We start from the raw sequence: 12,143 nt of genomic DNA, 5'->3' as shown, positions 1-12,143 counted from the left end.
GTTCTTTTAATTATTTCGCAAATATCGTAAGTGATTGTGTTTTCATAAAAATGAAATAAGTGCAAAATGATTGATTTGTACCAATTACTTTTTTTACAAAAGATTTTTCTTGAATTGTGTTGGTGTTAAGCCTTTGAATTTCTTAAATGTAGCATTAAAAGAAGATTTAGAATTAAAACCTACATCTGTAGCGATTCCTAAAAGTGTAAGATTATTGTTTTGGTCGTTTTTTAGTCGGTTTACAAATTCTTCCACTCTATATTCATTTATGAAATCTTGAAAATTGGTATTCATATGTTCGTTTAAAACTTCAGAAATGTATTGACGCGGAATATTTAATTTATCTGAAACATCTTGTATGGATAATTTTCCATCAAGATATATTTTATCAATTTGCATTGCATTGATTAAAGCAGTTTTATATTTACTAATTGTTTCATCGTTTAGATTTGAGTTTTTGTATTTACCGATTTCTACTTTAGGTAAAATTTCTTTATTACCATTAAACAACTTAAAAGTTATAAAATAGAATAAAAACGCAACAACTATTAAAAGATATGAATTGAAATTTTGGTCGTATAAAAACGGTAATTCTGATAATCCAACGATTTTAAGAATATCATTAATGAGTGAAAAAACGAACAAAATAATGATTGGAATGATGAAATATATAATCCAATTTTTTCTTTTACTTGAAATTATGGAAAATAAAATTAGTAATAAGTAGATGATAAAAGTTAATTCGCAGAATACTTCTAAAACTTCAATGACTATATTAGTTTGAATTAATTTTATTTCAATTACTTCAAGAATTAGATAAATGATATTTGGTATGAAAAAACAGTAATCTGATTTTATAAACTTTTCTTTATTGCTTTTGAAATACCTAAAAAACAAAAATAGAAATGTTATAAAAAGTGTGTTATCGAAAAGAAACCAATCGGTGTTATTAACAAATATATTATTCTTGTCATCTCCAATAATGTATAAAACGATAGAAAATAAACTTCCGAATAATAACCAAAAAGTTGTGTTCTTATAACTATTGCGATTGTTATATAAAACAAAAAGGACGAAAAGTCCTTGAAGTAATGCAATAATTTGAATTGTTTTAAGCATCATTAAAATTTACTGTTTGCAAGATACAAAATTTGAAAAATATTTAATAGTGCGAAATATCTTTATATTATTTTAGATAATGTTTCTTTTTATCGAGGTTTTTATGCGTTTCGTGCAGCTCGAGGGTTTCTGCCATCAATAGTACTTCCGAAACTTTCAAAAAATAGTGTGCTAAAATTAGTAGCAGTAATAAACTTCCAATAAGCAACGCACCACCAAGAAACCCAAGACCTGAATTATCGGCTAAAAAGTCGCCTAACGCTGTACCCAATGTATTAGAAAATAAAATAGCTATCCAATAGAATGTTTCACCATGAAATGTATTAATATCGTTTACGGATACTGATTTCTCCGTTTTTTTCCATGCTACAAATGTTGCAATCAATATTGTAATTAGAAGTAATGAACCGGTGGCATATCCTAAGCCTAATGTGCGATCCATAAAATCTGACATTGTAGTTCCAGCTGTGCTTGTTGCCAAAATTACTGACCAATATAGCATTGGTTTGTACTTTGTAGCATACAATTGCAATTGAAGAGTAACAATGAAAAAACCAACTAAGATTAATGAAATCAATGCATAACCAATATTTAATGTCATTGAAAATAAATCTCCTGCTGTTTCACCTAAAGTGGTAGCGCAAATTTTCATTATCCAAAACGCCATTGTAATTTCTGGTAATTTTTTCATTAGAACTAATTTAGAATTTATAGTTGTAACCCAGTCTTATTACTTGTGTTTCGTAATAGTCATTGCTAGTATAACTAAAATCTTGTCCTTGAATTTCTTTTTTAATTACCAAAGTATTTAATAGGTCAGTAGCATTTATAAAAAATTCTCCTTTACCATTTTGAACTGATTTTTTCAATCCTAAATCAATAGAAAATCTTGATTTAATTTTGCCTTGCGGAATAATATCTGGTGCTAAATAAACAGCCGTTAGTTGCGCATCCACTTTTTTAGTTAAGTGCAATGTGTTGTTCCACTTTATATTTCCTGAGAAAACATCTTGTTTTGCTGCCGAAAAAGTATTTGGCTGTGGATATAAATTTTGAACTGTAAACGCACCGATTTGATTATAATAGGCATTAAGATTAATATTGGAAGAATACCATTTTACAATATCTTGTGAAATGACCATTTCAACACCTGTATTTGAACTTTTATTTACGTTTTGAAAAATGGCATAAATCAGATTACTACTAGGAACTGTAGAAGCTATTCTTGTTATTGTAGCATTGGTAAAGCGATGGTAGATAGCGGAATATAAATAGCCTTTTTTCAAATTTCTTTTGAAACCTAATTCCACTAAATTAGTGAATTGTGGTCTTAGTCCAGGATTACCAACTTTGATAATTTCGGCATCGTCGTACTTTGGAAATATTCTAATATCTACTTCGTTTGGTCTGTCAATTCTGCGGTTGTAGAACAATGATATTTTGTTGTCATCATTGATTTTATAAGCAAAACGGAAATTAAGAAATGGTTCGAAATACGAATATCCATCAGTTCTATAGGTTGGATGGTTTGGATTTACCTCGTATTCTAAATCTAAGTATTCTAGGCGTAATCCGATTTCGGCTTCGATTTTATTGGTTTCATAAATGTAGTTTCCATAAACTGCTGGAATAATTTCTTCATAGGTTGCTTTACCACCTGCACTTGCATCCAAAGGCGAATTATTTCCTGGAAAGAATTGCATGTTTGTTGGAATAATACGGTTTCGAAATTTGAACCCTGTTTCAATTCGTCCGTATTTTAAAGGTTTTATGTAATCGATATTTAGATCTATTACACTTTCATCTGATAATAATTTGAAGGAATCTTTACTCGAAAAACTTGGCAAAATGTTATCGAAGAAATATTTTTCATCTTCTCTATGAAAGGTATAATTGAAGCCAATATTTAACAAATGTCCGGCTTGCTTGAATTTATGTTGATATGCAGCAGTTCCCATCACTGTTGTTTTTAATTCATCCTCTAAAAATTGCCAAAGTCGTAATCGTTCGGAATAGTCTGCATTAAAAAAAGGTTGGTCGCCGTTATCAATAATTTTTTCTGAACCAAATAAACCCGAAACGGTTAGCGTATTGTAATCATCGATATTCCAATCAATTCCCGATTTAATTGTTGAAAAATGGGTGTTTCGATTTCTTTTTAATTGTTGGCTAATTATTGTGCCGTCATTGTATGTTCGTGTTACAAATTCATTTTTATTTAGGGTTTCTGTGTATAGATAATCGCCTTGAAAAAACGCATTAATTTTATTTTTGCGATAATTGAGTGATAGTGTAGGATTGATTTTTGGTGTTAATGAATATTGTGGTCTTATTGTAGGCAAATTTTCTTTTCGTTCCCACAAAGCACCTAAACCCGACGTAAAACCCACTTTACCATTAAAGCCTTCTTTTTTGTTTTTCTTATAGATGATGTTAATAATTCCAGCATTACCATTGGCATCGTATTTTGCAGATGGATTATTAATGATTTCTATTTTATCTATTGCTGAAGCAGGAATATTATCTAAACCCGATTGATTTCCGAAGCCTGTTAAAGCAGTTTGCTTACCGTCAATCAATACGGTCACTTTATCATTGCCTCTAATTTGTACTTTTCCGTCTTGGACTGTAACCCCTGGTAAGTTTTGCATGGATTGTAAAACAGAGCCGCCACTTTGACTAATATTGTCAGCCATAGAAAAGGTTTTTTTATCCATTTTCTCGCTGACAGTATTTGTTTTTGATACTACTACTACTTCTTGTAAGGTTGTGGCATCTTCTTCTAATTCGATAGTGCCTTGATCTAAAAACTCGGAAAGGGATCCAACATAAACTGATTGTGTCTTGATTTTGAACCCAATAAAGGAGAATTCTAAAATATAGTTTCCAGATTTGATATTGGCCAATGAAAATCGACCTTCCTCATTTGTTATTGTTCCGGCAATTAAAGTAGCATCTTTAGAAGTTTTTAATGCCACATTTACAAATGGTAATGCAAGTTTAGTTGTTTTGTCTTTTGTGTTACCCGACACTGTTACTGATTTATTTTGTGCCCTTAAATTTGCTACCGATAATAGTAGCATTGTTACTAATAGAACGTTTTTAATTCGCATCATGCTTTTTCCTTTTATTTTTTTTGAACAAAGTTCTGAATGGAATTTGAAGAAATATTGAATTTTAAAAAACTATTTCGAATTTATGCATTCTATCCATAAAATAGTAGTTAACGGACCAATGGTTTGTATCCGCAATTTTTTTAATGATCGATAATCCTAAACCATTTCCTTGAGAGGATGGATTGGATTTAGAAAAACGCTCAAACATTTTTTCAGTCTGTAAAGCTATGAGTATTCCTGTATTTGCGAAAGTTATACTATGATTAGTAAGTTTGATTATAACTTGACCATTTAATACATTGTGATTTATGGTGTTTAAAAATAAGTTACTGATTATCATTTCTGCCAGAAAATGATTTGATTTGGCTTCAACTTCATTTGATAATTCTGTTGTAATATCTATTTTTTTTGAAAGTGCTTGTTCATTAAAAAAGGTTAGTTGATTATTGATAATATCTTTTATGTTTATTTTCTCAATCTCATTGTATGAATTGCTATCAATTTTTGATAACACCAACAGATTTTTATTAAGTTTAACCAACCTTGTGGTAGTGTTGTTTAAATCATCAATCAATTTAAATTGTTCTGAGTTTAGGTCATTTCTTTGAAGTATATTCTCTAATTTACCTTTAAAAATTGCAATTGGTGTTTGCAACTCGTGTGCTGCATTTTCTATAAACTCTCTTTGACTTTGATAAATGCTAGAGTTTTTATGGATTAAGCTATCGATGGCACTATTTAATCGGTTGAACTCTTCGGTTGTGTTTTTAATTAATTTTACTGAAGTAGATTTGTCAATTTCAAATTGTTCCATTTTGTCTAAAGCTGCATAAAATGGTTGCCATAATTTTTTTGAAATTATTTTGGTGATAATGAAAAAGCCTATAATTAAAAGTACTAATAGTGAAATGAAAAGAATTACAGTACTTCCAATTAGATTTTCTTTTTCGACCATATTTATTTTGGCAGAAAAAGTGAACCATTTGCCTTCAATTTTTACTGGAGCGTTGAGCACTCTAAATGGTTCGTTTTCTTTAGTTAATGCATCGTAATAACTATGATCAAATAAACTGTCTTTTTGTATGCCATTGAATTTTTCGAGATTTACATCGCGATTGAACTTGTTCCAAAGCGTTATGTCCATTATAGTTAAATCATCTTTAGTAAATTTATCAAATTGCTTTTTTATCGCATATAAATCCTCATTAGCATCGTCTTCATATAAAATATTAGAAATAATATAAAATACAGGACCAACTGTGATTAGTATTACTAGCGCATAGATAAAATAATAATTTAGTGTTTTTTGAAGTAGTTTTTTATTCATCTTGCCATTTATAACCTGTTCCATAAACTGATTTTAGATAATCTGTTGCGCCCATTTCTTTGAGCTTCTTTTTCATGTTTTTAATGTGCGCATATACAAAATCATGATTGTCTAACATGTCCGCCATATCACCCGATAAATGCTCGGCAATGGCACTTTTGGATAAAACTTTATTTTTATTACCAATCAAAAATAGTAATAAATCCATTTCCTTTTTGGTAAACTCGATTTTCATGCCTTTGATTTTGACCGACTTGCTTATTGTATCTATTTCTATTTCATTAAAGGAAATCACATTTTTTCCATTGAATTGTTTTCGTCGAACTAATGCTTGAATGCGAACTAATAATTCTGATAAGTGAAATGGTTTTGTTAGGTAATCATCGGCACCAAGTGTTAGCCCTTCAATCTTAGTTTCTAGAGTGTCTTTGGCAGAAATTATAATTACTCCATCTGTTTTGTTTTGCTTCTTTAGGGCTTCTAAAATTTTAAATCCATTACCGTCAGTCAACATTAAATCTAAAAGAATACAATCGTACGAATATAAAACTATCTTCTCGATAGCACCTTTTAAGGTAGTTGCTGATTCACAAAGAAAATCGTTACTGCTCAAGTAATTTATGACACTTGTTGCAATTTCGATTTCATCTTCTATTATTAAAATTTTCATATCACAAAGAAACTAATCAATTTTGAATATAAATTGAATTTTGCTAATATTTCAAACTCATACCTACACAAAATCCCATATCGTTATCATAATGTATTCATGTACTTAGGTTTCTTTTCATAATATATTTCAAGCCAAAAATGTATAATTTGTCAGTATTCCACATTAAATCCATTCTTATACTTTTAGAAACTGGAATGTCCATTGGTTCTAAGTGAAATCTGAAATTACCATCGGTAAAGACTTCAGCTTGTTCTTTTATAACCATTGGTATTGTATTTTAAAGACATTTGCTAAAAACGGAACGATTGTCTTTAGCATTGGACTGCTTTAAAAGGTTTTTTTCCATTTGGCCACCTTCCATTCCTCTACAAAGCCAATCAAAGCAAATGAATGGCATTAACATTGTGTTTTGCCAATATATCTACCAATATTTGTTTCTGTTCCAAGACCACGTTGGAATTCGAAACAAAAGTGAAATTATTTTATATTCTCGAAAAATGTCAAGACAGGTATCAAGAGTTCGATTTCAAACCCTGACAGCCCACAAGAAACTCCATTAGAAATAATGGAGTTTTTTATGTCTTGACTTTTTTAAAATCTCTGAGCGATAAAATGGCAAATTCACAGGATTATGCTATGCGTCCTTTTTCTTCAAAATTCGTCCTCTAGGCTCATCACCCTCATGAAGCACAATATCGGAATGTAGAAACTGTGCGGCAGCTGCAGAGTCATTCACTTTTGTAGCACTGCGTGCTAACATTTCTGATTCAAACTCCGTCAATACACTTTTCCTTATTCCAGCTTTTCGCCATTGAGAAAAAGGTCTGCATCCTCTTGATATCACGCGAGCCAATGATAGTGCATCCAGCAGCGCTTGATTTGCACCTTGTCCTTTGAATGGACTCATAGGGTGAGCCGCATCTCCAATCAGGGTTACTTGCTGTCCTTTTGCTAATAATTCTGGTTCAAGTAATTCTCGGTCATACACGGGATAACCAGAAATCTGAGCTTCCAGGGTTGCCGCTAAAATCTGAGGAATAGGGCTGTGCCACAGAGTTCTACGACAGGCTTCTTCCTTGAGTGCTTGAGGTCCTTTAGCACTTAATGCCTTAGCCTCTTCTTCTGGCATTGGAAAACTCAATTGCCACATTACGGAGTCTGAAGTATAAGGCATGATGTAGATTCGTTCATTGCCATTGGCGGTCTGAAATACAGTGGCCGAGTCCAGTAAAGAACTGTCAAGATTTTCGAGTGCTTTCAAAGGACAAATACCCAATATCACTATACAATCCAAGTAACGTAAAGGGCTGATATCGGCACCAATTAGTAACCTCCGCACTGAACTGCGAATACCATCCGCACCAACTACAAGATCCGCTTTGGTATGCTTGATTTCCCCATTCACTTGAAAGCTTAAATCAACACCGTTACCATCACTTTCCTTATAATCTAATAACTGATGTCCCCATTGTAGCGCATCCTGTCCGCCGAGTTGTTGAATTAACGCTAAGCGTAAAGATTGTCGTGCAATATGGATATTAGTACGTTTTTGAAAAGTTTTCGTATCTGACTGTATCCATTTTCTGACTCCCCATTCACCGATTATTTTCCCTGCTGTTGTATGAACCAAATGTCTGGTTGAAATTACTCCTTCTTCCAGCGAGAAAATACCCAATCCCTCAATCGCTTTACTAGCTTGCTGCAGAGTGAGTCCGTAGCCCTGAGACCTGGCTTCAAAATTATTATCGCGTTCATATAAGGTAAAAGAAATTCCGCGGTGCAAACAAGCCACAGCAAGAGCCACACCGCCAATACCGCCACCAATAATGGCTAGATGTGGATAGTTTTCTTTATCCGCTATAGTTGGACTGGAAGAACGAAGCAGCCCAGATCCGGAACATTTTGGGCAGGAGTGAAGGTGGCCTTTAGGAGGAACTGGAGCCGTTCCTTCACCATTCGTCTTTTTAAATTGTTCTAATGCTAGCTGGTGGAGTAGTCGTGCTTTCTTAGTTAGTCCTCGACTTTTCTTGCCTCTTCCTTGACATTCTGCGCACATAGTCCAGCTTACTTCTTCATTTTCCACTTTTTTCACTTCAGTATTGATTTAACTAATGCTGGTCAAATTATTAACTTCTATATGATGTAACGACAGAAACTTACATTTTTCAGCTTTTTGCCGCTTATGGCAGTTGCGTAAGTTTAGGATAAAAGATTTAAAGCACAAAACTACTTTATCAAATTGAAATAGAAAGGATTTCTCAGCGCTATTTTATTGAAATCTTGCAAAAAAAGGGTGTAAACAGGTCCACAAGGAGGACAAGACAAACTTCATTAGAAACAATGGAGTTTTTTATTTCTTAGAGTTTAGCAGATATAAGTATTAAAAAAAAGTATCATAAAAATTAAAGGTTTCTTAAATTGATTTGAATGCATTTTTACTTATCGTAAATTAGCAATACGATAACCTAAATATGGAAACCATGAAAAGGAAAATCACTTTAGTCGCATTATTACTGGGTTTTGTATTATCGGCGAGCGCTCAAAAGAGAATAGAAATCACTGAATTACCAATAGCAGCACAGGATTTTCTTCAAAAATATTTTAGCCATACATCAGTTAATATCGCCAAGAAAGATGCGGAATATGGTGAAAAAGGCTATGAAGTCAAGCTTAAAGATGGTACTGAGGTAGAATTTTGGAAAGATGGTTCTTACCGTGAGGTAGATGGTGGCAAGAAACCGATTCCAACCGCATTCATTCCCGCAACAGTCAAAGATTATGTGGCAAAAAATTATCCGAATGAAAAAATTACACACATTGATTATGGGCACAAAAACCTCGACGTTGATTTAACGAATAATATTGATTTAGAATTTATCAAAGAAGGACAAATTTTAAAAGGAAAAAAGCTAAACTAAAAAAATGGTTTGTAATTAACCTTGTTTTGAATGTATAAAACTCCATTAGTAATAACGGAGTTTTTCATTTCTTTTAGTTTATGATTTGCGCGGTTTATTCTAAATCCATCATCATTAATTCTATTTTATTGAACAATTCACCCACGCCTAATGCCGCCCAAATGATAAAAAGACCCAATAGAATTTTTATTACAAGCGGAATTGAAAAACCAGTTATTTTCTTCAAAATTACATTTGTCGGTGGAAAATAAACGACAGAAAGTATAATGAGGAAAACTCCAAAACCTAGATCATTTCCCCAAAAAGTATTTATAATCCCGATTACCAAAACAACTATTCCAAACCCCCAACTTATTATATTCCAAAAATTTGATTTACTATCCATATTTTTAATGTTTAAACTTTTTTTAATTACTTGTTTAATGCTATTTTTTTAAAAGTACTTTGTAATTCAAAGTTAAATAAAATATTTTGTTTATTGAACTTTTTTAAAATATTATTTTTAAATTGAAAATACATTTAAGACTACTTTAAATAGCTAACATTTTAAATCTAACATGAAATAGTGTTTAATATAATTCCGTTTTGATTTTAAAAACGCGTCATTTATTTAAAGATTTTTTTAATGCTTTTAAAGTGTTATTAATCCAATGTCAAGGCACCTAAAATTTCTTCAGACATGAAAGGTCCTCCGGGATATTTGGCAGTATAATCAAGATTCATCCAGATTTGACCGCGCTCATCAACGTGATAATGAAGTTTTTGTTCATTGCTTTCATTGACAAATAATACATTTTTAATTAGAAAATTTACTTTTTCTAAATCAGTCAAAGAGCCTATCAGTATTTCGGGATAAATATGTCCAGTAGTATGGATTAATCGGGGAGTTCCACCGATAGACTTGATACTGGCAGCCATTAATATCGAATGATCATCACAGTCACCAGAAAAATAAAGCAGTGATTCTGTAGCTGTAGCGATATAATCACGTGCTTTTGGATCGCTTACATAGTTCCATCTGCTGTTAATTTCCTTGAAAACAGCAAAGCATTGTATAATAGTTCTGTAATCAGAATATCCTTTTATGTCTTTGAAATGTTTTGATGTTGCCATAATCGCAAAATTCCTGATTTTTGGATTTTGATATTCTATGGCATTGATGATTTTTGATTTATTGGGAAACGGAAGCAATTTTGCAATGATAATATCTTGTGGATATGGATTGTCTGACATTGTGTACATAATTGAATTATAATCTTCAAAAACGCTGTTAAATCCATAGTTTCCAATAGTGGAACCATAAACTAAAACCAATAAATATAGAATGATACAAAAGAGAATAATCGTTCTCAAGAATCGAAGGATAATTTGAATAACAACAATCATTAATAGAAACAAAACCACTCTGTCTATATTCAGAAACCAATTGGGATTGATTAAGTTTTGATGTACAATAATAAAGAGAGGAATAGCAATTAATATGTTCAGGATAAAAATAATAACGTCATCCCAAGGTTTTTTGACCTGAAATCGCTGTTTAATACCCTGAAAATTAATTTCTTTTATTTTTATCATAGCAAAAATAAAAACAGCAATCTAGACTGTTTTTACAATATCCTCAAAAGTACCTTTTTTATCGATAATTTTAAGTTGAAAAAGTTGATTTTGAACTTTGTTTAACATTTCTGCTATTAATGGTTTTTGTGACCATTGCGTTAATGACAACCATTCTTGAATATCTTCAATTTTTTGATGGTAATTTGAAGCCAACGTTTTGTCAATACTTGGAATATCTTTGAATTCAAGCGTAGTTTGATTAATGATTGCAAGAATTTTTGAAATAACGGCTGGATTTTTTTCCAAAACTTCCTCACGAACCGCAATTACAAAACAAGGCCAAGGCGTAGGGCAATCAGCAATTCTGCGGAAAATACCTTTGTCTACAAGTGGTTTGGTCATGAAACGCTCCCACATAAAATAATCGGCGGTTCCATTTGTCAAAGCTTCGACAGCTCCATCAATGGTATTTATAATTTCAAACTGAAGATTATCTGTTTTCCAACCTTGATTATCAGCATTTACATACGCCATTAATTGCGAACCGGAACCTAATCTGGAAATCGCCACTTTGGTGTTTTCTATGTCAGCCAATGTCTTGTAATTTGATTTTGCTGCTACGTGAATTCCCCAAATCAAAGGACTTTCTACATAAACCTGAACTATTTTACTCGGGTTTCCGGCAACAATATCTTTTACGATTCCTTCCGTTAGGATTACGGCAATATCCGTTTCGCCATCACGAAGCATTTGACACATTTTTCCGGTTCCTTCAGGAACGTCAGTCCATTGCAAATCGATGTTTTCTTTTTCGAAATCTCCGTTTTCTATTGACAAATGCCAGGGAAGATTGAAATGTTCCGGAACTCCAGCTATTTTTATTGTTTTCATTATAGGTTAGGATTTTTTAATTCGTACCAATTCCAAGAAACGCCGTCTTCCAAGTATTGTTCGGTCATTTCCAGTCCAATTTTTTGTAATATTCTGTTTGATGCGATATTGGCAGTATGCGCTGCGGCTTCCATAATTTTGATATTCATTACATTAAAACCATAATCCAGCCAAGCAAAACTGGCTTCACTTGCATATCCTTTGCCCCAGAATTTTTCGTTTAACCGATATCCAATGTCGTAGAAATGAATTTTATTATTCACCATTTCTGTGTTGTATTTTAATCCGGCCCAACCAATTAATTCATTTGTTTCTTTCAAAATAATCACAAATCGTCCAATGTTATTTTGGATGTATTGTTCTCTGACAAGCTTGATATAGGCATGTACTTCGCTAATATCTGTCAATGGTTTGTTCCAAAGATATTCATGTACATTAGGATTGCTGTCCATTTCAAATAATGCTTCGGCATCTGAAACTAGCATTTCTCTTAAAATTAATCGGTCGGTTTCTAAAATAAGATTCATGTTTTACTAAAATTT

Annotated in this window: 11 protein-coding genes; 1 reads left to right on the top strand and 10 read right to left on the bottom strand. The window is 32.2% G+C overall.

The window, feature by feature from the left end; all coding sequences use genetic code 11:
• Positions 1-93: 93 nt before the first annotated feature.
• The 6 genes from CLV00_RS12960 to CLV00_RS12935 form a co-directional block, all read right to left on the bottom strand.
• A complete protein-coding gene (locus tag CLV00_RS12960) occupies positions 94-1,122 on the bottom strand; it encodes an AraC family transcriptional regulator (protein ID WP_233206905.1) in 1,029 nt (342 codons plus the stop codon).
• Positions 1,123-1,186: 64 nt separating this feature from the next.
• Positions 1,187-1,810: a hypothetical protein gene (locus tag CLV00_RS12955; protein ID WP_099715577.1), complete on the bottom strand. Its 624-nt coding sequence runs from the start codon at positions 1,808-1,810 to the stop codon at positions 1,187-1,189.
• A gap of 10 nt (positions 1,811-1,820) precedes the next feature.
• Positions 1,821-4,235, bottom strand: coding sequence for an outer membrane beta-barrel protein (locus tag CLV00_RS12950; RefSeq protein WP_233206904.1), 2,415 nt, complete (start codon positions 4,233-4,235; stop codon positions 1,821-1,823).
• Between the two features lie 61 nt (positions 4,236-4,296).
• Positions 4,297-5,586, bottom strand: coding sequence for a HAMP domain-containing sensor histidine kinase (locus tag CLV00_RS12945; protein ID WP_099715576.1), 1,290 nt, complete (start codon positions 5,584-5,586; stop codon positions 4,297-4,299).
• Positions 5,555-6,232 carry a response regulator transcription factor gene (locus CLV00_RS12940; RefSeq protein WP_099715575.1) on the bottom strand — a complete coding sequence of 226 codons (678 nt, stop codon included), beginning with the start codon at positions 6,230-6,232 and terminating at the stop codon, positions 5,555-5,557. The genes CLV00_RS12945 and CLV00_RS12940 overlap by 32 nt, the downstream gene beginning before the upstream one ends.
• 637 nt (positions 6,233-6,869) lie before the next feature.
• Positions 6,870-8,327 (bottom strand): NAD(P)/FAD-dependent oxidoreductase, encoded by a 1,458-nt coding sequence (locus CLV00_RS12935; protein WP_199074798.1) that lies wholly within the window; start codon positions 8,325-8,327, stop codon positions 6,870-6,872.
• A gap of 388 nt (positions 8,328-8,715) precedes the next feature.
• On the opposite strand from CLV00_RS12935, the gene CLV00_RS12930 reads away from it, so the two are divergent.
• Positions 8,716-9,153: a PepSY-like domain-containing protein gene (locus tag CLV00_RS12930; RefSeq protein WP_099716342.1), complete on the top strand. Its 438-nt coding sequence runs from the start codon at positions 8,716-8,718 to the stop codon at positions 9,151-9,153.
• Between the two features lie 94 nt (positions 9,154-9,247).
• On the opposite strand, the gene CLV00_RS12925 is transcribed toward CLV00_RS12930, so the two are convergent.
• From CLV00_RS12925 to CLV00_RS12910, 4 genes are all read right to left on the bottom strand, one after another.
• Positions 9,248-9,538, bottom strand: coding sequence for a hypothetical protein (locus tag CLV00_RS12925; protein ID WP_099715574.1), 291 nt, complete (start codon positions 9,536-9,538; stop codon positions 9,248-9,250).
• Between the two features lie 257 nt (positions 9,539-9,795).
• A complete protein-coding gene (locus CLV00_RS12920) occupies positions 9,796-10,728 on the bottom strand; it encodes a transglutaminase (protein ID WP_099715573.1) in 933 nt (310 codons plus the stop codon).
• Positions 10,729-10,749: 21 nt separating this feature from the next.
• Positions 10,750-11,601 carry a substrate-binding domain-containing protein gene (locus tag CLV00_RS12915; RefSeq protein ID WP_099715572.1) on the bottom strand — a complete coding sequence of 284 codons (852 nt, stop codon included), beginning with the start codon at positions 11,599-11,601 and terminating at the stop codon, positions 10,750-10,752.
• The gene (locus tag CLV00_RS12910) at positions 11,601-12,128 is read right to left on the bottom strand and encodes a GNAT family N-acetyltransferase (protein WP_099715571.1); all 528 of its coding nucleotides are present in this window, start codon (positions 12,126-12,128) and stop codon (positions 11,601-11,603) included. The genes CLV00_RS12915 and CLV00_RS12910 overlap by 1 nt, the downstream gene beginning before the upstream one ends.
• Positions 12,129-12,143: the final 15 nt, after the last annotated feature.

The sequence above is a fragment of the Flavobacterium sp. 11 genome (genome assembly GCF_002754315.1).
Classification (GTDB): Bacteria; Bacteroidota; Bacteroidia; order Flavobacteriales; family Flavobacteriaceae; genus Flavobacterium; species Flavobacterium algoritolerans.
Note: the sequence above shows the minus strand (reverse complement) of the source record. Positions and strands in the feature narration are given on the sequence as shown.

Bases quoted from the DNA above. Each gene is read 5' to 3' on its own strand.
- CLV00_RS12950 (WP_233206904.1), bottom strand. From the start codon at position 4,235: ATGATGCGAATTAAAAACGTTCTATTAGTAACAATGCTACTATTATCG.
- CLV00_RS12945 (WP_099715576.1), bottom strand. From the start codon at position 5,586: ATGGAACAGGTTATAAATGGCAAGATGAATAAAAAACTACTTCAAAAA.
- CLV00_RS12920 (WP_099715573.1), bottom strand. From the start codon at position 10,728: ATGATAAAAATAAAAGAAATTAATTTTCAGGGTATTAAACAGCGATTT.
- CLV00_RS12940 (WP_099715575.1), bottom strand. From the start codon at position 6,232: ATGAAAATTTTAATAATAGAAGATGAAATCGAAATTGCAACAAGTGTC.
- CLV00_RS12960 (WP_233206905.1), bottom strand. From the start codon at position 1,122: ATGATGCTTAAAACAATTCAAATTATTGCATTACTTCAAGGACTTTTC.
- CLV00_RS12930 (WP_099716342.1), top strand. From the start codon at position 8,716: ATGAAAAGGAAAATCACTTTAGTCGCATTATTACTGGGTTTTGTATTA.
- CLV00_RS12915 (WP_099715572.1), bottom strand. From the start codon at position 11,601: ATGAAAACAATAAAAATAGCTGGAGTTCCGGAACATTTCAATCTTCCC.
- CLV00_RS12910 (WP_099715571.1), bottom strand. From the start codon at position 12,128: ATGAATCTTATTTTAGAAACCGACCGATTAATTTTAAGAGAAATGCTA.
- CLV00_RS12955 (WP_099715577.1), bottom strand. From the start codon at position 1,810: ATGAAAAAATTACCAGAAATTACAATGGCGTTTTGGATAATGAAAATT.
- CLV00_RS12925 (WP_099715574.1), bottom strand. From the start codon at position 9,538: ATGGATAGTAAATCAAATTTTTGGAATATAATAAGTTGGGGGTTTGGA.